At 41.4% G+C, this 23,890-nt stretch carries 27 protein-coding genes and 1 tRNA gene; 12 read left to right on the forward strand and 16 right to left on the reverse strand.

The window, feature by feature from the left end:
- The first annotated feature begins 858 nt into the window (after positions 1-858).
- Together MSWH1_RS02940 and MSWH1_RS02945 are read left to right on the forward strand one after the other, a co-directional pair.
- On the forward strand, positions 859-1,185 hold the full coding sequence (locus MSWH1_RS02940; RefSeq protein ID WP_048130189.1) for a DUF167 domain-containing protein: 327 nt from the start codon (positions 859-861) through the stop codon (positions 1,183-1,185).
- Between the two features lie 67 nt (positions 1,186-1,252).
- Positions 1,253-1,687: a toprim domain-containing protein gene (locus MSWH1_RS02945; RefSeq protein ID WP_048125946.1), complete on the forward strand. Its 435-nt coding sequence runs from the start codon at positions 1,253-1,255 to the stop codon at positions 1,685-1,687.
- Positions 1,688-1,941: 254 nt separating this feature from the next.
- Here MSWH1_RS02945 and MSWH1_RS02950 read toward each other — a convergent pair whose 3' ends face one another.
- On the reverse strand, positions 1,942-2,358 hold the full coding sequence (locus MSWH1_RS02950) for a DUF356 domain-containing protein (RefSeq protein WP_048125948.1): 417 nt from the start codon (positions 2,356-2,358) through the stop codon (positions 1,942-1,944).
- 892 nt (positions 2,359-3,250) lie between these two features.
- Here MSWH1_RS02950 and MSWH1_RS02955 point away from each other — a divergent pair.
- From MSWH1_RS02955 to proC, 3 genes are all read left to right on the forward strand, one after another.
- Positions 3,251-4,594 carry a glutamate-5-semialdehyde dehydrogenase gene (locus tag MSWH1_RS02955; protein ID WP_048125950.1) on the forward strand — a complete coding sequence of 448 codons (1,344 nt, stop codon included), beginning with the start codon at positions 3,251-3,253 and terminating at the stop codon, positions 4,592-4,594.
- Positions 4,595-4,732: 138 nt separating this feature from the next.
- Positions 4,733-5,890, forward strand: a complete 1,158-nt coding sequence (proB, locus tag MSWH1_RS02960) for a glutamate 5-kinase (RefSeq protein WP_048125952.1) — start codon at positions 4,733-4,735, stop codon at positions 5,888-5,890.
- A gap of 80 nt (positions 5,891-5,970) precedes the next feature.
- Positions 5,971-6,783 (forward strand): pyrroline-5-carboxylate reductase, encoded by an 813-nt coding sequence (gene proC, locus MSWH1_RS02965; RefSeq protein ID WP_048125954.1) that lies wholly within the window; start codon positions 5,971-5,973, stop codon positions 6,781-6,783.
- A 730-nt stretch (positions 6,784-7,513) separates the two neighbouring features.
- On the opposite strand, the gene MSWH1_RS02970 is transcribed toward proC, so the two are convergent.
- On the reverse strand, positions 7,514-8,173 hold the full coding sequence (locus MSWH1_RS02970) for a peroxiredoxin (protein ID WP_048125956.1): 660 nt from the start codon (positions 8,171-8,173) through the stop codon (positions 7,514-7,516).
- A gap of 330 nt (positions 8,174-8,503) precedes the next feature.
- Here MSWH1_RS02970 and MSWH1_RS02975 point away from each other — a divergent pair, with 330 nt between their 5' ends.
- From MSWH1_RS02975 to MSWH1_RS02985, 3 genes are all read left to right on the forward strand, one after another.
- A complete protein-coding gene (locus MSWH1_RS02975; RefSeq protein WP_048125958.1) occupies positions 8,504-9,484 on the forward strand; it encodes a DUF523 and DUF1722 domain-containing protein in 981 nt (326 codons plus the stop codon).
- Between the two features lie 38 nt (positions 9,485-9,522).
- Positions 9,523-10,614, forward strand: a complete 1,092-nt coding sequence (locus tag MSWH1_RS02980; RefSeq protein ID WP_048125960.1) for a hypothetical protein — start codon at positions 9,523-9,525, stop codon at positions 10,612-10,614.
- Positions 10,615-10,835: 221 nt separating this feature from the next.
- Complete coding sequence (locus tag MSWH1_RS02985; protein WP_048125962.1) at positions 10,836-11,015, forward strand: PspC domain-containing protein; 180 nt, start codon at positions 10,836-10,838, stop codon at positions 11,013-11,015.
- A gap of 113 nt (positions 11,016-11,128) precedes the next feature.
- On the opposite strand, the gene ftsY is transcribed toward MSWH1_RS02985, so the two are convergent.
- The 14 genes from ftsY to MSWH1_RS19820 all read right to left on the reverse strand — a co-directional run bounded on the left by ftsY (position 11,129) and on the right by MSWH1_RS19820 (position 20,070).
- Positions 11,129-12,382, reverse strand: coding sequence for a signal recognition particle-docking protein FtsY (gene ftsY, locus MSWH1_RS02990; protein ID WP_048130190.1), 1,254 nt, complete (start codon positions 12,380-12,382; stop codon positions 11,129-11,131).
- A gap of 236 nt (positions 12,383-12,618) precedes the next feature.
- Positions 12,619-13,047 carry a prefoldin subunit alpha gene (gene pfdA / locus MSWH1_RS02995; protein WP_048125964.1) on the reverse strand — a complete coding sequence of 143 codons (429 nt, stop codon included), beginning with the start codon at positions 13,045-13,047 and terminating at the stop codon, positions 12,619-12,621.
- A 5-nt stretch (positions 13,048-13,052) separates the two neighbouring features.
- The gene (rpl18a, locus tag MSWH1_RS03000) at positions 13,053-13,229 is read right to left on the reverse strand and encodes a 50S ribosomal protein L18Ae (protein WP_369798573.1); all 177 of its coding nucleotides are present in this window, start codon (positions 13,227-13,229) and stop codon (positions 13,053-13,055) included.
- Positions 13,230-13,283: 54 nt separating this feature from the next.
- Positions 13,284-13,943 (reverse strand): translation initiation factor IF-6, encoded by a 660-nt coding sequence (locus tag MSWH1_RS03005; protein WP_048130191.1) that lies wholly within the window; start codon positions 13,941-13,943, stop codon positions 13,284-13,286.
- A gap of 31 nt (positions 13,944-13,974) precedes the next feature.
- Positions 13,975-14,244: a 50S ribosomal protein L31e gene (locus tag MSWH1_RS03010; protein WP_048125967.1), complete on the reverse strand. Its 270-nt coding sequence runs from the start codon at positions 14,242-14,244 to the stop codon at positions 13,975-13,977.
- 19 nt (positions 14,245-14,263) lie between these two features.
- Positions 14,264-14,419 carry a 50S ribosomal protein L39e gene (locus tag MSWH1_RS17800; protein WP_082088016.1) on the reverse strand — a complete coding sequence of 52 codons (156 nt, stop codon included), beginning with the start codon at positions 14,417-14,419 and terminating at the stop codon, positions 14,264-14,266.
- A 117-nt stretch (positions 14,420-14,536) separates the two neighbouring features.
- Positions 14,537-14,719: a hypothetical protein gene (locus MSWH1_RS18760; RefSeq protein WP_048158736.1), complete on the reverse strand. Its 183-nt coding sequence runs from the start codon at positions 14,717-14,719 to the stop codon at positions 14,537-14,539.
- Between the two features lie 18 nt (positions 14,720-14,737).
- Positions 14,738-15,340 (reverse strand): tRNA (5-methylaminomethyl-2-thiouridylate)-methyltransferase, encoded by a 603-nt coding sequence (locus MSWH1_RS03015; protein WP_048125969.1) that lies wholly within the window; start codon positions 15,338-15,340, stop codon positions 14,738-14,740.
- 5 nt (positions 15,341-15,345) lie between these two features.
- Entirely contained in the window at positions 15,346-15,714 is a 369-nt protein-coding gene (locus MSWH1_RS03020; RefSeq protein ID WP_048125972.1) for a DNA-binding protein, read from the reverse strand.
- A gap of 94 nt (positions 15,715-15,808) precedes the next feature.
- A complete protein-coding gene (locus MSWH1_RS03025) occupies positions 15,809-16,258 on the reverse strand; it encodes a 30S ribosomal protein S19e (RefSeq protein ID WP_048125974.1) in 450 nt (149 codons plus the stop codon).
- 293 nt (positions 16,259-16,551) lie between these two features.
- On the reverse strand, positions 16,552-17,826 hold the full coding sequence (locus MSWH1_RS03030) for an adenylosuccinate synthase (RefSeq protein ID WP_048125976.1): 1,275 nt from the start codon (positions 17,824-17,826) through the stop codon (positions 16,552-16,554).
- 319 nt (positions 17,827-18,145) lie between these two features.
- A complete protein-coding gene (locus MSWH1_RS03035; RefSeq protein WP_231585552.1) occupies positions 18,146-18,508 on the reverse strand; it encodes a TIGR00304 family protein in 363 nt (120 codons plus the stop codon).
- A complete protein-coding gene (locus MSWH1_RS03040) occupies positions 18,505-18,750 on the reverse strand; it encodes a DUF131 domain-containing protein (protein ID WP_048125980.1) in 246 nt (81 codons plus the stop codon). Before MSWH1_RS03040 ends, MSWH1_RS03035 begins: the two co-directional genes overlap by 4 nt.
- A gap of 636 nt (positions 18,751-19,386) precedes the next feature.
- Positions 19,387-20,070, reverse strand: a complete 684-nt coding sequence (locus MSWH1_RS19820; RefSeq protein WP_231591885.1) for a hypothetical protein — start codon at positions 20,068-20,070, stop codon at positions 19,387-19,389.
- Positions 20,071-21,325: 1,255 nt separating this feature from the next.
- On the opposite strand from MSWH1_RS19820, the gene MSWH1_RS03050 reads away from it, so the two are divergent.
- The 4 genes from MSWH1_RS03050 to MSWH1_RS20700 all read left to right on the forward strand — a co-directional run bounded on the left by MSWH1_RS03050 (position 21,326) and on the right by MSWH1_RS20700 (position 23,864).
- The gene (locus MSWH1_RS03050; protein ID WP_048125985.1) at positions 21,326-22,567 is read left to right on the forward strand and encodes a proteasome-activating nucleotidase; all 1,242 of its coding nucleotides are present in this window, start codon (positions 21,326-21,328) and stop codon (positions 22,565-22,567) included.
- A gap of 185 nt (positions 22,568-22,752) precedes the next feature.
- Positions 22,753-22,827 (forward strand) — tRNA-Glu (locus MSWH1_RS03055).
- Between the two features lie 263 nt (positions 22,828-23,090).
- Positions 23,091-23,411: an IS200/IS605 family transposase gene (gene tnpA / locus MSWH1_RS17810; protein ID WP_369798556.1), complete on the forward strand. Its 321-nt coding sequence runs from the start codon at positions 23,091-23,093 to the stop codon at positions 23,409-23,411.
- A 315-nt stretch (positions 23,412-23,726) separates the two neighbouring features.
- Positions 23,727-23,864: a zinc ribbon domain-containing protein gene (locus MSWH1_RS20700; RefSeq protein WP_082088017.1), complete on the forward strand. Its 138-nt coding sequence runs from the start codon at positions 23,727-23,729 to the stop codon at positions 23,862-23,864.
- The last annotated feature ends 26 nt before the right edge of the window (positions 23,865-23,890 follow it).

Raw genomic sequence — 23,890 nt, forward strand, 5'->3', positions numbered from 1 at the left:
TATAACCATCAGTCGCATTGTATAGGTCCTTGCATGAGATAATGGAAAATCCTAACTATGAGTGTACAGACAACCCCAATGTGATACATCGATAGTGTGACACTGCTCGGCACGAGGGTAACTGAAAGGGACTGCGGAAAACCAGAGGATGAGCTTTCGGAGTTAGTGCGTCCGGGCTACAGCACTATTCTATATAAATCTTTTTTAACTCTAAGGCGAGAAATCCTCTTCCTCGACAGCTGAAGGCTGGCAGGTGAGGGATGAAAGCCGTCAACTTCTACAAAACAACAGTAACATAATTATTTATACGTATTGTTTTATAAATACAGTAATTGTCGGGAATCCAGTTACTCATTTATAGGAAGAAGTGTAAAACCCATGAAATCTTAATTTCATGGGATATAAGCGTCAACTTCTTCAACATTATTTTTGATATTCGTTGCCTTTTGATATTCGTTGCCTTCATATGTACCATCGTCTAATATTATATTAGATTAAGGCATGTGAAAACCAAGCAACCTTTTTCCAAAAGTTTGTCATCAGGCTCGATAGGTCTTGAATAAATCCACTGTACCAAGTTCGTATTCATGTAAAGCCTAAACGGACGAATGGACAGAACTCAGTAGGGATGGTATAGCCCGAATTAACGTAGTACTTACGCACTTGAATTGAAAAATCATGCACATGCGGACTCGTCAACATTATTTAAGTTTATTCAGTTAAGTCTTTCTCGCTCGTGGTATTAAATTCAACTGCGTAAATCCTACAACGCTCATGGAGATATCGATGGTCTTCTATGAAATGAGAAGCCGCCAAGTCTTTAGCTTAGGGGTAGTTCACATATATAACTTCTAAATGATGATACATATGTCCTTCGAAGAGGCAATAAAAGCTCTGGATTCCGGTATTATAATTGATATCGAAGTTACCCCGGGTTCCAGATTGCTTTCTGTTCCCAGCGGTTATAATGAATGGCGCAGGAGAATTGAAGTGAAACTGACTAAAAATGCCCAGAAAGGAAAGGCAAATGAACAACTTATTGAAAGCCTTGCCGAACTCTTTGGTATCAGCAGTTCAGATATCCTGATAAATAGTGGAACTACAAGCAGCAAAAAATCTTTACTGATTAAAGGGGTTTCCTATCAACGGGCAGTTCTGGTTTTGGGAACCCATTTAAAAGAGTGAAAACAGGATTTAAGGAAATGATTTCAAACTTATATCCCCTGTTTAATGAAAAAGGTTGCAGAATAACGTGACTGATCTTGAAATTTACAGAAAAAGGCTGGAAAGAATTGAAGGGCTACTCTCAGAACTTTCAGAACATTCTGAAAGGGGAGCAGTGATTATTGTTGAGGGAAAAAGAGATATTCTTTCCATGAAACGGCTTGGCATTGAAGGTAACTTTGAGCTTGCAACCCGTCACCCTCTTTTTAATTTTTCTGAAAGAATAGCTAAACTCGGTTGCGAAGTTATCATACTCACGGACTGGGATCGGAGAGGTGACCTGCTTGCTGTCAAACTTTCTGAATACTTTGGTAACTTCGGAATAAAGCCTGAACTCCAGATCCGGAAAAAACTGAAGTTAATAACACAAAAAGAAATTAAAGATGTGGAAAGCCTGTATACTTACGTTTCCAAGCTAAGGTCAAAGACAGGCTCATCTTTAGATCCGGAATACGAAACATGAGACTCGAAACTAATAGACCACCTGCAGATTCCAGAAGTATAAACTGATCTCAAAGGGATATTGCAAGAAGAAAAATCTGAACAAAAATTATGCTAAAAGTCAGCTATCTAAAAGTCACTATCTAAAAGTCACTATCTAAAAGTCAGGATCTAAATAAGAGAGTTCTCTTTTTCTTAACATATTTCTGAAAAATAGAACAAGAGTAAAAATATAAAATAAATTAATATTTGCTCTAGCCTGAAAAAGAGAACCTTTTATTCTTTATGCATCGGATTGGATGATTCTCCTTTCTCCTGAATCATATCCATACTTTGTGGATTTTTTTGGTGATTAAATGTTCTGTCAAATTCCGGATATTTTAAAAACTTGCCAGCCAGCTCTTCAAACATTTTATGCCTTGGACTGATAATAATTATATGTGCAGGGGGGTGAATCTTCTTCAACCTGCTAATAGCCGCTCCAGCGTGGTTATTTAACTCCACAAGGGCTGCAGAGTTGCATTTTGACTTGAGTGATACGCCCATCACACTTACAAGAAGTTCATCAGCATAGTTAGGTTCTATACATTTTGGAGTCGCTGAAAATTGAATATGTCCGTATCGTTCTAGGTCATGTAATGCTATTTTTACTTTATCCGAGTCGTCTGCCCGGACTAACGCGAATGATTTCATTTTTTACACACCACCAATCTACAGAGTTATCCCCATTTCGATATGGATCTACCCCTATAATAAACTTTGTGTATGAAAAGGCTTAGTGGACGACCATGACTTTCCGGGCTAATGCGGCATCCTCATTACATCAATAATGTTAAAAATGACCAGTTCCGGGGTCGTATTATTTTGTCCGCCTTTTTTATTATGCAGAATATGCTCAAAAATTACAGGGGATTCCACAATTTCTTTTTTCAAGATTTCGTATGCGCTTCCGTGAAATAAAGTCGCATATTCTATAGTTATATGCATCGTATATATATTCGTTTTGAAATAATATTTTACTAACAGGAGAACTTTATCTTAAATCCTATTTAGTTGAGTTTTTAATAAATGATTTTTTTACTTTTAATAATATAATATTCTCTTGTTGATCCTGTAAACTACATCTTTTAATTTTTCTGTTTCAGCATAAATGGAGATATTTTTCCGGGCTAATTATGAAGTCGGGGAATATTCCAGCTTCAAGCGGATTTTTATTCTCTATCTAAATATTATTTTTTATTAAATAAAATAGTATTAATATAAACTTAACTACTTGATTCTATCATATGAGCCAAAAATTGCTTTGCTAAATGGTATCTTTTATTTAGAACCTTGCCATATCATATACCGAAACGGCATACAAAAATATTTATCATAGGACTCTCTGGGTTCTTTTTTCATCTCCGTGCATGAAAAAACTCAAATATTCTGTGGACCGAGTTCTTTCTCTTATAATCTCATTAATTACATTTTAAGTAGACCTTTGACCCGGTAAGTTTGGTTTAATAAATCGGATTCTGTTTAAGAGCCTGTTACCAGCCTATCCGGTTGAAGCATTCAGGGTTTACATAAAGACGGTGAATATATGGCTGAAGATATTGAAACGAAAGTGATTAAGGCAAAAAAAGCTTCAATTGAGCTTTCCGATGTAAGCGAAGAGATCAAAAATAGGGCTCTCGAAGCTATGGCAGAAGCCCTGGATAGGGAAAGAAAAACTATCATCGAGGCAAATTTAAAGGACCTTGAATATGCAGCCGGACTAAAAAAAGCCGGGAAGCTCACTCAGGCTCTTGTTGACCGGCTTAAGGTCACTGATTCAAAGGTTGACGGGATGATCGCAGGAATCAGGGATGTAATTAGGCTCAAAGACCCTGTAGGGGACACTCTTTCCACACTCGAGCTGGATAATGATCTTATCCTCTATCAGGTTAGCTGTCCTATAGGGCTAATAGGAGTAATTTTTGAATCCCGACCTGACGTAGTGCCTCAGGTAATGTCTCTTTGTCTGAAGAGCGGAAATGCAACAATTTTTAAAGGCGGAAGTGAAGCCAGGGAATCAAACCGCACAATTTTCGAAATTCTTGTAAAAGCCATCGAATCCACCGAGGGAATGCCGAAAGGAGCCTTCCAGCTAATGGAAACCAGAGAAGAGATCATGAGCCTTCTAAGCCTTGATGCTTATGTCGACCTCCTGATCCCCAGAGGCTCCAATGAGTTTGTCAAGTTCATTCAAGATAATACAAAAATCCCGGTACTCGGACACACAAGCGGGATCTGTCATATCTATGTGGACGAATTTGCAGATCTGGACACAGCCTGGAAAGTCTGTTTTGATTCTAAAGTCCAGTACCCTGCGGTATGCAACGCCATTGAAACTCTCCTTGTAAACCGCAGGATTGCAGAAGTTTTCCTGCCTAAGATGGCAGAAATGTATATTGGTGCAGGAGTGGAACTGCGCTGTGATGAGGACAGCTATTCCCTGCTTGTAAAAAAGAGGCTTTCTACCCTTTCAAAGGCTACCGAAGAAGACTGGGGCCTCGAATATAACGACCTTATCCTTTCAATAAAACTCGTAGATACCATAAAGGAAGCAATTGGCCATATAAACACATTTGGTTCCCATCACACCGATGGAATAATCACGGAAAATGCTTTCCAGAGAAAAGAGTTCATAGGGCTTGTTGACTCTTCAAGTGTTATGGTGAATGCCTCAACCCGTTTTGCGGACGGCTACCGTTATGGGAAAGGTGCTGAAGTTGGAATCAGTACGAACAAGATTCACTCCCGTGGACCTGTTGGCATGGAAGGGCTGCTTATTTACAAGTATATTCTTATGGGTAAAGGGCAGGTTGTTGCCGACTATGCTGGAGAAAACGCAAAACCCTATACTCACAGGAAGCTTGATCTTAAGTTTAAGGATGTGAATTAATACATTCTAGAATATTTATGATATATTTATATATTTGAATTGAAATACCAGCGCAGGTTAAGTGCAAAAATCGGAAATCCTGACTGCAGCTGAGATTATCTGCAGCCATTTTCCAAATAAACTTAAGAGGCACTTCCATTGACAGATAGAAAACAATTCTTTCGTGATGTTAATAAAATCGTTATTAAGATTGGAACTTCTTCGCTCACCAGAAAAGGCTGCGATCATACAAGGGAAAACTGCAACATTGACCCGTTCTTCATGGAAAGAATCGCAGCTCAGGTATCCGAGCTTCGAAAACAGGGAAATGAAGTAATCCTTGTAAGTTCGGGAGCGATAGGTGTCGGGCTTAACGAGCTGGGCATAGACCCTAAACCCCGTGAGATCCCTATAAGGCAGGCCGCTGCAGCTGTAGGGCAGAGTATACTGATGCAGGACTGGATCAGGGCTTTTTCCAGGTACGGGATGAAAGTAGCCCAGATACTTCTGACCTACGAATTCTATTCCGATCGCGTAACCTACCTTAACCTGAGAAACAGCATTTCGACCCTTTTGGAGTATGGGGTCGTCCCGATAATAAACGAAAACGACTGTACCTGTACAAACGAGATTGAGGCAATCTTCGGGGACAATGACAAACTCTCTGCAATGGTTGCAAGCAAAATTGATGCCGACATCCTGATCATCCTTTCAGATATTGACGGTCTCTTTGACAGGAACCCAAAAACACATAGTGATGCGAGACTGCTGACTCTTGTAAAAAATATCACACCCGAAATCGAGAGCTACGGGGGAGACCCTACAAGCTTCAAGGGTGTAGGGGGAATGCGGACCAAGATAAAAGCTGCAAAGATCTGTAGCATGGCAGGCTGCTATGTAGTAATCGCAAACAGTGATATAGAGGATGTTATCCTGAAGATTCTTTCTGGAGAAGAGATCGGAACTCTTTTCCTTGCTGAGAGGCATATTCAGAAAAACCGTGCCCGCTGGATTATTCTTTCCAGGGCTTCAGGTACTGTTCGTGTGGACGTCGGAGCGAAAGTTGCAGTTCTGGGAAAAAACAGTCTCCTTCCGGCAGGCATTGTGGATATTGAGGGAACTTTTGACAGGGGAGACGTCGTGAAGCTCGAGTGTGAAGGCAGGGTCTTTGCAAAAGGAATTACGGACTATACCTCTGAAGAACTTATCAAAATAAAAGGAGCCCAGACAAATCAGATTGAAAATATCCTGGGCTATAGTAATTATAATAATGTTATAAAGAAAGAAAATATCGGCATACTGGAAGAGTTTAACTAAACCCACCAGACTCAGGAAGATTTAATGGGCCTCTTCTGGCCCTGGAAACTATTATTATCGATCATGAGGAGATTTCATATATGACAGATCAAAAAATAGGATTCATCGGGGCAGGGAAAATGGGCTCTGCTCTCATGAAAGGCATCATTAAAGCTGGAATCGTAAAGCCTGAAAATATCGGTGCAAGTGATGTATACGAGCCCTTTTTGAAAGAGCTGCAGGCAAATCTGGGTATCCGGGTGTCAACTGAAAACACTGTTATCGTCCGGGAATCGGACATTCTTATCCTTGCAGTAAAACCCCAGACACTGGGCTCGGTGCTCGCAAATCTGAGGAATGAGATTACTTCAGAAAAACTCTTGATATCAATTGCTGCAGGAGTGCCTCTTTCTACCTATGAAGATGCTCTTCTTGAAGGTACAAGGGTTGTGCGCGTGATGCCAAACATAGCAGCGACAGTTTCTGAAGCTGCTTCAGGGATTTCCCTTGGAAAGAATGCTACTCCCGAAGACCTGAAAGTTGCCCTTGAGATCTTTTCTGCGGTCGGCACAGCAGTCCAGGTGCCGGAATCTCTTATGGATGCAGTAACAGGGCTTTCGGGAAGCGGACCTGCGTTCATTTTCCCGGTTATTGAAGCAATGGCTGATGGGGCTGTCCTTGAGGGGATGGATAGAAAGAGTGCCCTTACTCTTGCAGCCCAGACTGTACTTGGAGCCGCAAAAATGGCGCTTGAAACAGGCATGCACCCCGGAGAACTCAAAGATATGGTTACATCTCCTGCCGGAACTACCATTCAGGGGATTCACGCTCTTGAAGAAGCCGGAATCAGGGCTGCCTTTATGAATGCCGTTATAAAGGCAAGTGAACGCTCAAAGGAACTTGGGAAAAAATAAACTCCGATTCTTTCCTTCCTTCTCTTATTTTCTATTATTCATTTTTTTTATAGGTTTTCAAAACGTAAATTTATCCCGATAAAATTCGGTTTAGGGTAAATCCATTCTTTTTTTCTACCTTTTAACCTTTTTCTTGCTTATTGAATTTAATTTTTCATTAATAGTTAATGATCATTTATGTTAAATATCCGTAAATATTATATATCAGTGTATTCAATATTGTCTATATCTAATAATCAGGCTGAACAAATCAGGCTGAACATGAAAGATTGGGGTTAACGGGGGTCATACTTCCTATCCATGTCCAGTTTTCAGTTATATAAACATTCAGTTATATAATCATTCAAACCCTGTAGAGTTCTATGCAGGTTCTCCAGGGTTACAAATTTTCCCATTAATAGCGACGTTAGTCAGTTATAACAACATTCGTCAGCGAACTGAGATAATCAAGTTAGAAAATCACGGTTACTTGAAAACTAAAATGAGCAAAAGATCAACTACGTCTGAACTAAATATTCAAGTTTTTCATGCTGAGGTTTTATGAATAATAAATTGCGATAAATTATGGTGAAACGGAGTTTTGGACCTTCTTCGTTCACCATTGGGGAATCTCTTATGGGGGTAAGAGGTTCCTCTTCAAATTTATTCTATTTTTATCTTCGCCTAATCTCTTATTCTCTGCGAGATTACTCTTGAAAAAAGGAAAATAATGAGATTTATTATTTTTAACTTACTTTTTGCTATCTTTTTTCAGGCATATAAACCAATCAAGGCAGCACTTGCCTTCTTCTGTTTTTCCAAGCCTTTCTTTTACTGCTTCCATCGTATTTGGAGGCGGAATAATAACGTCTTCTCCTGGCTGCCAGTTCGCAGGGGTTGCAACTTTTTCTGCTGTATTTTTCTGCAGTGCGATCACGATCCTCTTGATCTCCTGCATATTCCTTCCGGTTGACTGTGGATAGTAGAGTATTGTCCTGATTTTTGCCTCCGGATCAATAATAAATACGGCTCTTACAGCCTGGGTGGTCGAGGTTTTTGGCTGGATCATGCCATATTTTTTCGCGACATCCATCTTCAGGTCTTCTATCACCGGGAATTTTATCTCGAGATTCTTCATCCCTTTATATTCGATTTTCTCTTCTATTCGCTTAAGCCAGGCAATATGGGAAAAGACGCTGTCTATGGAGAGTCCTATAAGTTCTGTGTTCATTTCCCTGAATTCTTCCTGCATACTGGCAAAGGTCATGAATTCTGTAGTGCATACGGGCGTGAAGTCTGCAGGGTGACTGAACAGGATTACCCATTTTCCTTTATAGTCCTCGGGGAAATTGATCGTTCCCTGTGTGGTCACTGCGGTAAATGAAGGGGCATCATCTCCAATGAGAGGCATACGTATCTGTTCGGGTTCTGTTTCTGTGATGTTTTCACCTCATATTAAGACTGCAATATGTTTCCATTATCTAGAGCACGACTTCAGGTTATTGATACTGAATCTTGATATGCACTATCTGCTCCCTTAATCGTCCCCAAAAACTACCTTACTATTATTTTCGTTGCTATATATCTCTTACTAATAATGGCAGAATATCTCTTTTTTCTGGAAATACTGCATTTATAACCTTTTTTTATAATAGTTTCGTTTGTCTCCTGAATACGTCTCATGCCTTTTTTTGTCTGAAAAATAATTTATTCAAGCAACTCCTTTTTATATGGGGGTTAAATGAGAGAGTTTTCCAGGCCAAAGGTTGTTGTCAGCAGTTGTCTTGAATTCGACCACTGCCGATATAACGGAGATATGATTAGCAGTCCTGTTGTGGCAAAACTTAAGGAGTATGTTGATTTTTTGCCTGTCTGTGCAGAAGTAGAGATCGGGCTAGGAGTTCCGAGAAAGCCGGTGAGAATAGTCCTTGACAGAGGAGAACACAGGCTTGTTCAACCCTCCAGTGGGAAGGATGTCACCGAGGATATGAAATCTTTTTGCGCCCGTTTCCTTGACTCTATAGAATATGTGGACGGTTTTATCCTGAAATTCAGGTCTCCCTCCTGTGGGTTCAAGGACGTGAAGATTTACTCCTCTGCAGAGGGAAGAGGGTCAATTGGGAAAACTTCAGGGTACTTCGGGGGCGCAGTTCTGGAAAGATATCCTCTCCTCCCTATTGAGGATGAAGGCAGGCTCCGGAATGTACGGATAAAAGAACACTTTCTCACAAAACTTTTCACATTTGCTACTTTTCGAAAAGTAAAGGCTGAAGGTAGTGTTAAAGATCTAATAAGCTTCCATAAGGAGAACAAGTTACTTCTAATGGCTTACAGCCAGGTAGAGCTCAGTAAATTAGGGGGGATTGCCGCAAATAGAGAAGGCACACCCTTCGAACAGCTAGCTTCCGAATATGAGGAACACCTGTACAAAGCTCTCTCCAGTGCTCCCAGATACACCTCAAACATCAATGTGTTAATGCACGCATTCGGGTATTTTTCGGATGAACTTTTGAGCCGTGAGAAGGCCCTGTTTTTAGACTGGGTTCAGAAGTACAGGGAAGGAAAGGCATCCTTTTGTCCTGCAATAAATACAATCAGGTCCTGGATTGTACGGTTTGGGAACGACTACCTTATGCATCAGACCTTTTTCGAACCGTATCCTGAAGACTTGATGGAACTGAATCCTATAGAATCTCACTTAAGAGATGATCTCTGGAAATGAGGTTTTATTAATAAGGTATTTCAGGATGGACGTTAATCATGAAAGCTAGAATTAAACTAATTTCTCTTTTTTTACTCGTTTATCTGGTCGGGGTTTATTTCTTCTGGCCTTTTTCTGAGATCTCCGGGGATTCTGGCAATAAAGGGATACAGAATAACCAGCAGGGGGCAGAAAATAAGAATGTCGGATCTTCCAGCAGCCTGGTCGCGGAAGAATCCGTAGCTCCGGGGAAATCTTCCCGAACTTACTTATGGAACTATGAAGGCTACAGATGGAGCCTTACTTTACTTCTTGACGATAAACTTTATGACGCGTATAAGTCAAGGACGCGCAAAAGGGAATATGACCTTTTTGCTTCTGACCCGTACGATGACCGTTTGATAAAAAATATTGCAGATACCCTTCTTTCCCTTTCAAAAGAGTATGGGCTTGAAGAAAACAAGGTTCCCGGGCTTTGTGTTTCTTTTGTCCAGTCCCTGAACTACACTTCAGACTTTGCAAGTTCCGGATATGACCAGTACCCCCGGTTTCCTTATGAGACCCTTTATGATAACGGAGGGGACTGTGAGGATACCTCTGTCCTTTCCGTAGCAATCCTGCAGGAGATGGGTTATGATGTTGTCCTTCTCAGACTCCCGGAGCATATGGCACTCGGAATAAAATGTGATCCTAAAACAAAAGGCAGAAGTTTCGAATATACTAACAATCATTACTACTATCTGGAGACTACAGGAAGCAACTGGCAGGTAGGGGAGATGCCTGAGGAGTATAAAGATGAGCCAGTTCAGGTCATCCCTGTGTATAGAAGACCTCTTGTTAATCTTGATTTCAAGGCTCAGTGCGAGTATTCAAAAAAAGAAGGGATAGTGGACGTTAACGTTACTCTGAGAAATGTGGGGTCCGAAATAGCTGAAAATACCACTATTTATGTTGCCCTTCAGGCTGATGATGAAAGCTGGGCATGGGACCAGATAGAAAGCGATCCTGTAAATGTCGAACCTGAAGAAGCTTACCAGTTTGTTGCAAAAGGGCTTAGAGTTCCCGGAGGCAAGACATTCAGGGTGTATGTGAGGGCTATCGGGGAAAACCTGTTCTCTGAAGAGATAATGAGTGAATGGGTAAGTATCTGAGAAAAAATTCAGTTCTGATTCATAGACCAAGTTCAAAGCCTGAAATTTCGGGGAATTTTGACAAACTCCAAAAATTGGAGAGTCATTTATTGGAGAGTCACTTATAAATCTTATATAAATAATATATTATAAGTGGAAAAATTAGATAAAACTCGATATAATTAGAGGACTGGATATTTTTCAGGGAACTTAGAATGTTTCCCTGAAGTAGAGGTAGTCATATGAAGAAACTATACAGGTCAAAGAAGAACAGGATTATTGCTGGAGTATGCGGGGGTATAGGTGAATACCTTGATGTAGACCCTACGCTTATAAGGCTTTTATGGGTGTTCCTTTCCCTTCAAGGGATTGGAATAGCTGGCTATATTATAGCCTGGGTTATAATCCCTGAAGAGCCTTAAAAATACCCAATTTTGCAGTTGAATTCTCGGAAAACAGTCTAAACTGTAAACATAAGTGTGCTCTTTCTCTTCCGGAAATTCTTTAGTTCTCTGATTAGCCTGCTGCTTGATGCTTACTGGTTGAAAAGCTGGTCCACAAACCATTCGGGATCGAACTTTTTAAGATCTTCATATCCCTGTCCTACACCGAAAAAGAGAATCGGTTTGCCTGTAATGTAAGCAATGGATATGGCAGCTCCTCCTTTGGCATCGGCATCGATTTTTGTAAGAATGGACCCGTCAATCGGGACAGCCTCATTAAACTGGGCAGCCCTTTCTACCGCATCGTTTCCGGCCACGGCTTCGTCCACGAAGATAATAAGGTCCGGAGAACTTACCCTGCAGATCTTCTCCATCTGTGCCATAAGGTTCATGTTAGTGTGCATGCGGCCTGCCGTGTCAGAGAGCACAAAATCGATTTTATGTGCTTTTGCATACTGTACAGCGTCATAAATGACGGCTGCAGGATCGGCTCCGGCCTGATGCTTTATCATCTTTACCCCAAGTCTGCTTGCATGAATCCCAAGCTGGTCAATAGCACCTGCCCTGAAGGTGTCCCCTGCAGCAAGGACTACGGAATAATCAGATTTAAGCAGCCTGTGTGTCATCTTTGAGATGGATGTTGTTTTTCCGGTTCCGTTAATCCCTACAAAAACAATATGAACCGGCTTTTGCTTGTTTTTTACGTAATCATCAAAATCAAAGGTATTGGCAGACACAACATCAAGGATTGATTTCCTCAAGGCTGTTTCAACTATCTCCCCGGTATTGCTTCCAATCCGTTTTGTAGTGCCTGTGAGCTGGCTTTTCACGGACTCGACAATAGCCTCGGAAACTGAGAGAGCAAGGTCACTTTCCAGAAGACCCATTTCAAGCTCCCAAAGAGGTTCTTCCAGGTCTTTATCGTCCAGATATACTTCCCTGTTAAACACGAGGGCTTTAGCTTTCTGAGCAAATCCGACTTTCGGGACGACCTTTTTAAAAAAAGACTTTTTCTCTTCAGGAGGCTTTTCTTCCTCTACTTTTTTTTCTCCTGCCTTCCTTCTGTCTTCAAGCCTTTTCCTGTATTCAGCTTTCTTCAGATCTTCTATTGGAATATGGGCAATACCTGGAGAAGCAGTTCCCTTTTCGGCTTCGGGACTTTCTTCTTTCTGGACAGCCCTGAGGGTCTCTTCCTCAATTCTCGGTTCAATTTCCTCTTCGAGGCTTTCTTCGCTTTCAGGCGCCTGCTCAACGACTACTGGTTCGACTTCTACTGCCTTTTCATCAATCGTTTTGCTGAGCGCCTTCTTAAAACTCCCAAGTTTCTCTTTAAATTTGTTGAACACAGGATCCATCCCGGAAAAATTCAGTAAAAAATAGGAATTTAAGTTTAATGAAATAATTGAAATCAATTAGATAATTAGAGTTGATTGAATAATTTAAGTTAATGATATTATTCGATTCTGATATTATTCGATTCTGATATTATTCGATTCTTAAATACGGTTTCTGAGTCCCTCAAATCCGCTTACGGTTTCTGAGTTCCTCAAATCCGTTACCTGTGCCTGAACCGGGGCTTTTTTCAGGCCTGGCCAGGTTGAAGTTTTGCAGCTTCTGCTTCAAGGGCCTGCATTCCCTGTGCAAATTTAGTCAGTGAAGCATTCATCTGTTCAAGGATTTTCGTAAGCTGCTCTTTGCGGCGGTTCAGAGTTTCGATAGCTTCCTCTGCAGTTTCCTCTGCACTGAAACCCGCTCCGAGATTAACAATGACCCGATCTGCGTTCTTGACCTCCGCATAAACATAAGAGCCAAAACCTACCGGAACCATTGTTTCCGCAGTCTTGCCTGTTTCGGATGCTGCTTTCAGCTCATTTATTGTCACAATGGTCTGATCACAACTGGAAATAGAAGCCTGCACCATGCTTATCTCCTGCCTGAGCGCTTCAGCCTGCCTCTGGAAATCCTGATGCCTGGCTGCCAGATTTCTGATCTCTTCACTGACTTCTGCCATATCCTTCACTCCTCAGCTACGCTTTCGATCTGGACCTGGCTTCTTTTAACGCCGTGCTTGCTTCCGAAGATCGAATACGTCTTATCGGTTGCATTCTTTTCGTTCTGGCTTTCGACCTTCTTTGTGAAGTTTTCCCAGGTATTTCCTGCTTTAAATTTGCCTTTGACAATAAAACTCTTCATCATTACCACTCTCTTGCTGTAACTTTTTTCTGGAACAGATGGATGATATGATGCTCATTCCAGGAACCCAAGGGCTTCTTCAATTCTCCCGAGTTCTGGCCCTGTTGTTTCGGAGCCTGCTACAAAGTTCTTTGAGTTCGCGAGCAGACCTGAGCCAAGCATCTGGGTTCCGAAGTTAGTAGTCCCTATGTTTACCGGAAGTCCGAAGATCTTTTCCAGAGATTCTCTTTCTAAAGTTGTTACTTTTGGGTGTACCAGAAGCCCTTTATTTGTTACGGCTCCTGCCATCCCTACATTTTTAATCCCGGCAATTGTTCCCCTGTAAACATCTACCTTAAGGGTTCCGGCAATGGCTTTCAGAGCTCTATCTGACAGGTCTGGGTGCACAAGGGCTGCGGAATCGTTTGCAAGCACAATGTTTCCTACTGCATTCAGCCTGTCCGGAAGGACTCCCACGGGAACCCCGGTGAGTCTCTGCATCTCTTCGGCACTGGATCCGTATGGAAGCAGAAAACCATTTGAGTTGCCCCTGGAAAGGGCTCCCACTACAATGCTTCCATTTATAAGAGTTTCGATGACCCTTACATCCAGCACCTCTTCGAGTATAGCGCATACCTCTGGATTTGTCAGAGGGGGAACGAGAACAATATCTTCGGTACAGGTTGCAAAGACCCCGATGATCGGGGTATCGTAGATATCCACTGTTCGTATCATATTCTTTGACTTTTCGCTTTCTCTGGTATATTTACTGGGCAAGTTCTGCCTGTACTTCACCATCTGCAAATTTCACAGCCCGTACCCTGATTGAGAGAGGTGGCTTTTCACAGCCTTTTTCCCAGAGACGTTCATTGATGGATTTATCCAGCTTAACCTGCGTTGATTCGGTTTTCATGTGCTTTACGAGAAAACCCCTTACTTCAGTAACTGCCCTGCTAGCTCTTTTCCATGCAGGGACCTTCCTTGTCTCTCTGAGGGGTATAGTATATATCTGTTCTTTAACCATGTCGTCTGCCATTTTTTCCCACCATCCTCGCTTATTTCACATCCAAGCTTCTTCTTCTCCAGTGTCTGCGCCTGGGATGACTCACTACCTTCCGGTTAGTTTTCACAATAACCCACACAGGGACTCGCGTATTCTGGTTGTGCGCCTTTGCAAGACGCTTCTTCTGTCCTTTCATGTTATGACTCAAGTGGATCACACCTGTTGACCTGTAAGCAATCTGATTCTGTTAATTTACAGTTATTCTGTTAATTTACAGTTATTCTGTTTATTTACAGTTATATCCAGTAATTAGCTGATCGTGATTTCAATCCTTACGTAATTGCGGCTCTACCATGCCAGAATGAATCGGCAGGCCTGTAAACCATATCCTGTAAATTCTATGATGTTCTGTGGTAACCTGCAGCAGTATAAGGGTTGAATATAACTCGATTATTCTATAAATCTTTATTCCAGAATTTTCCTCTTCAGGGAGGTTTCCAGTTTTCAAATGCATCTGCTTCTTTTTTCAAGGATATTTCTTCCTTGAAAGCACATGGGACTGAATATGAACCGGAAATAGTTCCTTGATCATCTCCTTCCCCTGTCTCTGCCGGATTAACTCCCTGAGTTCGGTTTCATAATCTGCTTTCTGGGTGCTTTCGCTCAGCCCCTGTTCGACATTCAGATAACATCCTACAAGAGAATCCACAACTTTTTTGCCGAATCCTTTAAGGGGGCAGGAATACTGTACTCCCAGCCGGTCTTCAATGCTTCTCACCTGTGAGATCGAAAGCACTGGAACCCTGTCATCTCGCCTGGTTCCGTCGGCAATCAGTTTAACTGCCGGATCCATAGCAAGAGTTTCGACAGCTCTTTCGTGGATATAATTGATAGCGCTTTTTGGAAACCCTTCTTTCAGTACCATCTCGTATGCCTTTTCCAGGATCTCCCTCTCAAGAGAAAGGACCCTGTGTGGGAAATGTAACTCTTCAGCAGTTTTTGCTGCGATTTTTCCTGTAGGGAGCAATCCGAAGTTACAGGTTACGAGTTCAACCTCAAAAAACGGCTCTAGCAAAAGGGCAGAGAGTGAACTGTCCTTACCTCCACTAAAGAGGACCGAGACTTTCATTTTGATTAAACCCGGGTTATGGACGTCTTGCGTTTCTTTGGCTGCATCCGCATCAGGAGTGTTTTCAGCTGCTCATCATCGATTTGAGACTGGAGCCTTCCACTCTGGGCAAGCGATATCAGCTGCATCTCAAGTTGTTCCCCAAGAGCTGGCCTTGACATCTTCAGAGTTGTCAGACGTTCCCTTGCTTCGGGAGTCAGGATCTGCCTCAGTATCGACTGCTTCTGAGCTTCCATTTCAGCTCTTGCCTGTTCCTGCTGATAAGCCGCCTGTGTGTCAGATGGCTGATTCTGTGCCTGCTGTTTCTGGATTTCTGCAAGCCGTCTCTTTCGGATTTCTTCGAGTTCGTCATCCATATTAGACATGGCAATCACCGAAAAAATCGGTTTTCTGAAATATTGTTAGTATGTTAGTATATATGAAAGGGGATCCGAATTTTTTAGGTCCCTTTCTAAAAGATCTTCTCTTTCAGTATTTGGCAAGTCCCGGAATCTTTTCGAGCAGTTCCTGCTTAAGTTCGTGTGCTGCGTTATCCATCATGGAACGTCCTTTTGCAGATACTGTTCTTCCGTCCTTTACCTTCTGCAGGAAGCCTGCTGCTTCAAGCTGCTGTACCGTCTTTCTGGCAACAGAACCACTGCCCTTTGCCTTGTGGGAGGGCTGAGAACCATTATCCTTCTTTCCCCCATATACGGAGCGGAGTCTCTCGGTTCCGATTGGTCCTTCTGTATAAATCTTTCTCAGGACTGCTGCGCACCTGATGTACCACCAGTCTTCATTGGTTGGGGAAAGTTCTTTGTGAACCCCGGTTTTCACGTTCCCTGCCCATTCTGGGGGAACGATCTTTTCATTTTCCTTAAGAATACCTGCAAGTTTTTCGATCATTTCCATTGCAGGGACATCGAATACTGTTGTCATGCTCTCCTCCTTATGCAAATTAAGTTAGTTTTGCAGGTTCGGGTGATAGCGCCGATTCTTCCCCCCGAATCTGTCAGGAATGTAACTCTTGTTCTCGAAAAGAGGTAACTCTATTCTCTTCTGAGAAGTCCATTGCTGGTTTTTAGCTGGCTACGGACTCTTAAAATTTGGGCCAGAAGGCCCGATAATGCCGGTTAATATGATTTTAGTCTAAACTGGAAAATGGAGTTGATAAATTTATTGGTTAATATATACATTTTTCGGTAATCTGCTGGACAGATTTACTAATGGCATTATTCTTTTTTAAAGGTTTGTGCCCTTCCAGGACCTACAGATATATAATTGACAGGGACTTTCATAAGCTCTTCAAGCCTTCTGACATAGTTTCGGGCATTTTCAGGAAGCTCACCATAGGCTTTCACCTCTGTCAGTTCGTCTTTCCAGCCAGGGAGATCTTCATACACCGGGATGCAGTCCCATAGATCTTCTGTAAGTTCCGGGGGATAGTCCAGGCTTTCTCCTTTATGTTTGTATCCAACACAGATCCTGAGAGAGTCAAGGCCTGTCAGTACATCCAGCTTGGTAAGGGAAATTTCCGTATATCCGTTAAGGGCAATGGCTTTTTTAAGAAGTGGAAGGTCGAACCAGCCGCACCTCCTGCCTCTGCCTGTAGTCGTCCCGAACTCTCCTCCGGCTTTCTGTATCCTTTCTCCCAGTTCCCCGGAAAGCTCTGTTGGTAGCGGCCCTTCCCCGACTCTTGTTATATAAGCTTTTACTATGGCAATAACATTGTCCACCCTTGTAGGCCCCACTCCAAGGTTGGCACATGCAGAACCCGCAATTGTGGAAGAAGAGGTTACGAATTTCTGGGTTCCGTGTATCACATCAAGGTGGGTTCCCTGGGCAGCTTCAGCCATGACATGCTTTCCTTCATCAAGAGCCTGATTGATTTCCTTGGAAACATCCGTAACATAGGCAGCAAACTGTCTTCCCAGTTCAAGGTATTTATTTATTAGGACCGGGTCTCTGACGATCTTCGGGTCTCCCCCCATTGTCTCGATTTCTTTTTCTTTCTGGGGAGCAAGTTCTTCAAGCCTTGCCAGGAAACGATCCTTATCTACAAGTTCAGCCATGCGGATCTCGTCCCTTGCTACTTTATCAATATAGGCATAGCCGATTCCGCGCCGAGTGGTCCCTATTTTTGTTTCCCTTGCAGCTTCCCTGAGCCCGTCCATTTCTATGTGGTAAGGCATAATAATGCTTGTTTTTGCATCAATCCCGAGTTTTCCCGGGTCTACCTTTATCCCATGCTTCTCAAACATTGTGGCTTCTTCGGCTAAAACCTCAGGGTTCAGGACAACCCCAGGCCCGATCAGGACCCTGGCATCAAGCAGGATGCCTGAGGGGATCAGGTGCAGTTTGTAGACCTCATCTCCTACCCTGACTGTATGGCCTGCGTTGTTCCCACCCTGGAAACGGGCAACAATATCATAATTTTTTGAAAGAAGGTCGACAATCTTACCTTTTCCCTCGTCACCGAACTGCGCGCCTGTGATTATCGTAAACATAAGCCCTGAATCGGGCTTAACCTTAATAAGGTTTTGTCCGGTTTAAAGGAGCAGGTAGTTTTAAATTCTGCGCCTTTGAAAACAGAGGGGTTCCCTGGTTAATTGGTTGGTATTATTCCGAAATGACCTTTGTTGTATCTCCTATTTCTCCTTTCCACGTGCCGCTCCCTGTTTGAGCCTGTCTGCATACAGTAGATAGAAACAAAAACTAGGCAGGAGGGACCTAATACCGAATATCAATCTTGTGGCTGGAGAAGACCAAAACAGAGTAGCTTTGAAAACAGAGTAGATCAGTGTTTGAATGCAGATGAAGGCAAATTCAGAAGATTATGCCTCTGAAAATAAGCAGACTGAGAACCATCAGGATTATCGCAAGGATTGTTGCTGTCTTTGCACTTTCCCCTTCGCTTCCAAAGATAATCGGGATCGGGCCAAGCATAATTACTCCTCCACCCCTTATCCTTGATTCGGCTTTTCCTGCATGAGGTTCTTTCTTACCGGGGTCCTCGAAACCGAAAGAATTTCCCGAATCAGCATCTTTTCCGAACCAGCCCCTTCTTTTTGAATATCCTTTTCCAGGTTCGGAAGTTTCGCGCATGCCTATGGCTGTTCCGATTATAAGTATTAAAAACCCGAAGAGTATAATGAAAATTCCAGTTAAAACAAGTAAGTTTCCAATCAACGTTTCGTCTTCCACAGGAATAGATAAAGAATTGTTATTAATAATCCAAGTCCAAGCATATTTGTTGTAATTTCAGGAGTAGAGCCGAATACTATCGGAATGGGTCCGAGCATGACCAGTCCGCCCATTTGAGTGCTTGCAGGATGCTGTAACATTGTAAGAATTATACCTAAAAATACTATAACAAAGCCAACAAATGTGACTGTTGCACCTACTCTTAGAAAATCTTCTGATACACGCATGTGGAATGATATTATGCTTCTATTATTAAATCTATCCTTTGAATTTTTTAGGCATGTAAACGAGTTTATTCTTTTTATTATCTTTATTGTAGAACTATAACTGAAGTTGAGATAATATATCAATAATCTGGTAAAGTCAAGGTTCTATTTTGAATATTTGTACAAAGTTGCCTCTTTTCAGCCCCGGGTTCTGAATCGTTCCAACGAAAGGTTTTTATATCGTTCATTCCCCAGGGCAGAGATGTATAAAAATGCCGTAATATTCCATCTATGTATCTCAAATTCTGGCTCTTTCAGGGAGAAATGCGGTGACATTGAAAAGTGACAATTATGCATAACTAATCGAAAGGAAAAAATAAAGAGTATGAAAGAAACAAAGAAACTGATGTGTATTATGTGAGTATTATAAGACAAGAGTCTTTTTAATTTTTTCTGGTTTTTCTTCAATTTCAAAAATAATCATAAAATTTCATCCGAATTTGAGTAAACCAATCTACACATCTTGGAAAAGTTGATCCATTCATATGTACAGTTTTAAACATTTTTCAATTATGGATTGATTCTTGTGGGATTTTTCAATAGCTACGACTGGAAGACTTCAAGTTTAGGTTCTAAGTTTCCATTTTTCCTTTGCTTTTATCCATATTGGAATCTTGCCCTCATTAAGGGTGAGAATCCTTTCCATTTACCAGTACTGAAACACCGTTTGTTGGAATAAGTAAATAAATTATAACAAAAATTAGTTAGGCCACTATCGGTTTTAAAAGATCTTGCTTTGTCTACGATATCACATGTCAAAGAAAATATCTGTTCCATTGTATTATTCGTCTCAGGTGTAAAACCTTTTTTCAAGAAGCTTACATTCTTCTTGAAAATCTCTTCTGCATAAGAAATCGCTTTATGAGACGCTTCTGAAAGTTTCAAATTAGAGTCAAATTTTCGTATCTTTTGAATATATGCAACAGCACTGATGGCCGTATAAGAACGGATCAACTGACAGATCTCATTGTACACAACCCTGTCATTATCTGGGATCTCTTCAATAGAGTTCAATTCCTCATAATATCTCTTGCTAACGTTTTTTAATTGATGAAACACGCAAAAAAAATGAGCCACTTCAGGGAACACCCTCTTTACGGCTCCTATGATTGCTTTGTCCTCATCAGAAACAATCTTTTGTATTTTGCCTTCGGGAAATCGATTCTTTATTTGAATGAAATGAGGCATCAGAGCTTCAATTGTTGGTAATCGGTCAGTTACCTCAAAATCTAAAATTACCTTTTCTTCGGTAGCAACAACGTAAACAGATTTATATCGCATTTTCTTCCATTCTTTCTTTGGAATCGTTCTCTCCAATAGATTTTCAAACTTTTATTTCCAGCCTTTTTTGATCCAATCTCCATCAACATACAATGTTTCGCGAAAGGCAACTTTTTGATCCAAAAGTTCTTGCTTTGAAAGTTCTGCTCGTTTTTGTTCATATAACCATAGTGAAGTTGCACAAGGAGCTCTTCCACAGAAGGTTATCAGGCCTTCTGTATATGTTCCCTATTCATCGTGAATTGTTAGACTGCATCGTTCATCATATCTAACATTCATTTGTTTATCATAATATTCAGAACTGTAATCTGCAGAACCAGGAACACCAATAATTTGATCGTGAAAAGGTTTCTTGCAAGCAGGACAAAACCAGTATGTAACATTGCGAGCTATAGTGCCGTGACTTGACAAAATAAAACGAGTGTAGTGAGAGTTCACATGTAATTTTCTGCCACAATCAGCATAATAAGTAGATAATACGGGGAACATAGGTTAGTATCGATTTCCAACCAAAACTTTTGGCAAAGGAATCATTATTTTTCCGTCAACTACCGTTTTTATCATTGACTTATCTATTGCGACGTTTCCTTTTCCTATTAATTGAAAAATTATCAAAATATAATTAAAATTTGACTGTTTTGCATGATTTAGAGAGGAAAATCTAAAGACCAGAAAAATCTAAAGACCAGAAAATAATAATAAGTTTCTTAGACAATTTTATAAGGGTTAGCAATGGGCGGCAGGAACTTATATATATCCTTTTTATATTTATATGTGCATAATTATTCCCGGCATCTTATATATACTGTGAACACGATAAGAACCTCTTCAATTGCATTAGAACCTCTTCAATTGCATTTTAACCTTTGATATGCGTACGCTATCCTGTAAAAAATATATGTATAAATTGTCCTGTACTGGGTAACGTGCAATTGCTCTCTTAAGGGCAATAGTCATGAAAAGTATTGTTCTGTTCCTGGCGTCCGTTTTCAGGCTTTTGCTCTTTTGTAAAAGCCCTGAAGGAACGGAGGCAGATGCCGGAAGATAATTGCATCTCCAGACAGAAATCTGCAGGGTAATTGCTCAGGGTAATTGCTAAAACTCTGATAGCTGCAGATCATCACCTGCAAATAAGGTTACTCGTAAACCTTTTACCTCCGAATCAACTAAATCAACCATATACACACGTTTAGAACTCAATTAACCTGAAACCAATATTCAAATCAATTTTATATCATAACACAGGTGTATTCAAATGTCAGAAGACAGTGCCATAAGGTCTTCCCTGGAAGATATTAAGTCTAGGGTAGAGTTTCAGCTTGAAGGCGGGGAGATCATTTCTGAGGATGTGAAATCTCTCTTAACCGAAATAGAGATACTTAAGGTCCAGAACGAAAATATGAAGGCACGGCTCCTTGAAGCCAGTGTAGCCACAGGCAGGCACCTTCAGGAAATCAATAAATTAAAAGCTCACCTGGAACAACTTACCGAACCTCCACTTTTCATTGCAACCATTCTTGAGGTAAATGGGGAAATTGCCCTTATCAGACAGCACGGAAACAACCAGGAAGTCCTCACGCAGATCCCGGAGGAATGCCTCGGGAAAATAGAGCCTGGGATGAGGGTTGCGGTAAATGGGGCTTACTCGATCATTTCCATAGTGAGCAGGGCTGCCGATGTGAGAGCTCAGGTTATGGAGCTTATCAATTCTCCGGGTGTGGACTACAGCATGATTGGTGGGTTGGATGAGGTACTTCAGGAAGTCCGTGAAAGCGTGGAACTTCCACTTACCGAACCCGAACTTTTTGAGGACCTGGGAATTGAACCTCCCTCCGGGGTTCTGCTCCACGGCGCCCCTGGGACGGGAAAGACCCTGATTGCAAAAGCCATAGCTTCTCAGGCAAAAGCCACCTTCATCCGGATGTCAGGTTCAGACCTCGTCCAGAAGTTCGTTGGGGAAGGCTCAAGGCTTGTCAAGGACATTTTCCAGCTTGCAAGGGACAAGTCCCCAAGTATCCTCTTCATAGACGAAATCGATGCTGTGGGCAGCATGAGGACCTATGACGGAACAAGCGGCTCGGCGGAGGTAAATAGGACAATGCTTCAACTCCTCGCTGAGATGGATGGATTTGATCCAAAAGGAAATGTAAAGGTGGTTGCTGCAACCAACCGGATTGACCTTCTTGACCCCGCTCTCCTCAGACCCGGCAGGTTCGATAGGTCCATCGAAGTTCCGCTCCCTGATGAAAAAGGCAGAATCGAGATCCTAAAAATCCACACCCGCAAGATGAAACTTGCTGATGACGTAGACTTTGAAAAGCTTGCAAAGGTCCTGTCAGGAAGGAGTGGGGCAGATATAAACGTAATTGTCAAAGAAGCTGGGATCTTTGTTCTGCGCAGGCGCGGCAAACAGATCACCATGGCAGACTTCATGAAAGCCTATGACAAGGTCGTTAATGTGCAGGAGCCAACAATTCCTCAGGCCATGTTCGTATAACTTCGGTTACCGGAAAAGTAAACAGATAGCCTTCATTCTGAAGGAAATCTCCTCTAACTCTCTGCCGGGAAGTATGCATATCCTCCCGGCTGCTTCAATTTTTTTTGAAAATCAGTCGAAAGGTTTATATTTTATAAATCACTTGAACGTATGCTGTCTTAGGGACAGAACATAATTAACAGCGTGCTCCGATAGTGTAGCTCGGCCAATCATTCAGGACTCTCACTCCTGCGACTGGGGTTCAAATCCCCATCGGAGCACTTTTCCTTTTTACACTCGTTTTTTATACCATTTTTTACACTCGTTTTTTGATTTTGTATTTTAGGACTCAGATAATTGAATTGAAAATTCAATTGTTTTAACTCTAAGGCGTGAAGTCCCCTTCCTCGGAGCGTAAGTGACAGGTGGGGGATGAAAGCCATCAACTTCTACAAAACAACAGTAGAATAATCAGTTATACTTATAGTTATATCAATATAGTTATAACTATTCAGTATAAACTCTGGGTCTTAAGGGCCATTCTGTGAATTCACTCCATTATCATTTCATTCAGTGTGTGAAATATAGGAGAAAAGCTTTAACGAATCCTCTTATAATTGATTTTCTCAAAATAAAAATCCATAGCATAAGTGAAACATTCGATGTTGAAGTGCTGAATATCGAGTGTGACGAAGACTATTTTCACTTATTATTTTCAGCAAAACCTTCGCTCGATATTCCAAAGTATATTAACATCATCAAGACAATAACTTCAAGGGAGATTCGCAAAAACTTCCCTGAAGTAAAAACTATGTTATGGAAAGATACGTTCTGGTCAAGATCGTATTCGAACAGAGAACTGTAAAGTACGTAGAACAACAGAATCAGCTTCCAGCATTGAAATAAAAATTCCCTGAGTACAATATAGTGTATTCCAAAATACTGTGATCGGTATTGAAAAAGCTCGATGCTAATTACAAATTATTCTTCTCACTCTGGATAAATGGTGATAAATCTGCAAGACCACCAAAGTTCAGAAGTGGAAAATACTTCATGACGTTAGTTTACAATCAAAGCGGATTCAAAATCAATAGTGGAAAACTCTGTTTCTCTCATAAGGTAAAAAAGAAAACGTTCTCAGAATAGATCAACTCAGAATCAAGGATATTTTTCTCGTTTCATCGAATTCTTGACCTACAAGGCGGAGCTTATAGATAAAAGAGTAATAAGAATTGATGAAGCTTATACATCAAAGGAGTGCTGTGCTTTCATCAGAAAGCATGGCGGGGTAGTTCACAAAAAGTCTTCTTTAGTATAAAAAAATAAGGAAATTCAAAAGTTGCC

The organism is Methanosarcina sp. WH1, assembly GCF_000970005.1.
In the GTDB taxonomy this organism is placed as follows: domain Archaea; phylum Halobacteriota; class Methanosarcinia; order Methanosarcinales; family Methanosarcinaceae; genus Methanosarcina.

What these genes read in the sequence shown, in the direction of transcription:
- MSWH1_RS02940 (WP_048130189.1), top strand. Translation starts at nt 859, where the DNA reads ATGATACATATGTCCTTCGAAGAGGCAATAAAAGCTCTGGATTCCGGT.
- MSWH1_RS02980 (WP_048125960.1), top strand. Translation starts at nt 9,523, where the DNA reads ATGAAAGCTAGAATTAAACTAATTTCTCTTTTTTTACTCGTTTATCTG.
- MSWH1_RS02955 (WP_048125950.1), top strand. Translation starts at nt 3,251, where the DNA reads ATGGCTGAAGATATTGAAACGAAAGTGATTAAGGCAAAAAAAGCTTCA.
- rpl18a (WP_369798573.1), bottom strand. Translation starts at nt 13,229, where the DNA reads ATGAAGAGTTTTATTGTCAAAGGCAAATTTAAAGCAGGAAATACCTGG.
- MSWH1_RS02975 (WP_048125958.1), top strand. Translation starts at nt 8,504, where the DNA reads ATGAGAGAGTTTTCCAGGCCAAAGGTTGTTGTCAGCAGTTGTCTTGAA.
- MSWH1_RS03030 (WP_048125976.1), bottom strand. Translation starts at nt 17,826, where the DNA reads ATGTTTACGATAATCACAGGCGCGCAGTTCGGTGACGAGGGAAAAGGT.
- MSWH1_RS02950 (WP_048125948.1), bottom strand. Translation starts at nt 2,358, where the DNA reads ATGAAATCATTCGCGTTAGTCCGGGCAGACGACTCGGATAAAGTAAAA.
- MSWH1_RS02970 (WP_048125956.1), bottom strand. Translation starts at nt 8,173, where the DNA reads ATGCCTCTCATTGGAGATGATGCCCCTTCATTTACCGCAGTGACCACA.
- MSWH1_RS02985 (WP_048125962.1), top strand. Translation starts at nt 10,836, where the DNA reads ATGAAGAAACTATACAGGTCAAAGAAGAACAGGATTATTGCTGGAGTA.
- MSWH1_RS03010 (WP_048125967.1), bottom strand. Translation starts at nt 14,244, where the DNA reads ATGGCAGACGACATGGTTAAAGAACAGATATATACTATACCCCTCAGA.
- MSWH1_RS03005 (WP_048130191.1), bottom strand. Translation starts at nt 13,943, where the DNA reads ATGATACGAACAGTGGATATCTACGATACCCCGATCATCGGGGTCTTT.
- MSWH1_RS03040 (WP_048125980.1), bottom strand. Translation starts at nt 18,750, where the DNA reads ATGCGTGTATCAGAAGATTTTCTAAGAGTAGGTGCAACAGTCACATTT.
- MSWH1_RS03050 (WP_048125985.1), top strand. Translation starts at nt 21,326, where the DNA reads ATGTCAGAAGACAGTGCCATAAGGTCTTCCCTGGAAGATATTAAGTCT.
- MSWH1_RS03015 (WP_048125969.1), bottom strand. Translation starts at nt 15,340, where the DNA reads ATGAAAGTCTCGGTCCTCTTTAGTGGAGGTAAGGACAGTTCACTCTCT.
- MSWH1_RS19820 (WP_231591885.1), bottom strand. Translation starts at nt 20,070, where the DNA reads ATGCGATATAAATCTGTTTACGTTGTTGCTACCGAAGAAAAGGTAATT.
- proC (WP_048125954.1), top strand. Translation starts at nt 5,971, where the DNA reads ATGACAGATCAAAAAATAGGATTCATCGGGGCAGGGAAAATGGGCTCT.
- pfdA (WP_048125964.1), bottom strand. Translation starts at nt 13,047, where the DNA reads ATGGCAGAAGTCAGTGAAGAGATCAGAAATCTGGCAGCCAGGCATCAG.
- MSWH1_RS03025 (WP_048125974.1), bottom strand. Translation starts at nt 16,258, where the DNA reads ATGACAACAGTATTCGATGTCCCTGCAATGGAAATGATCGAAAAACTT.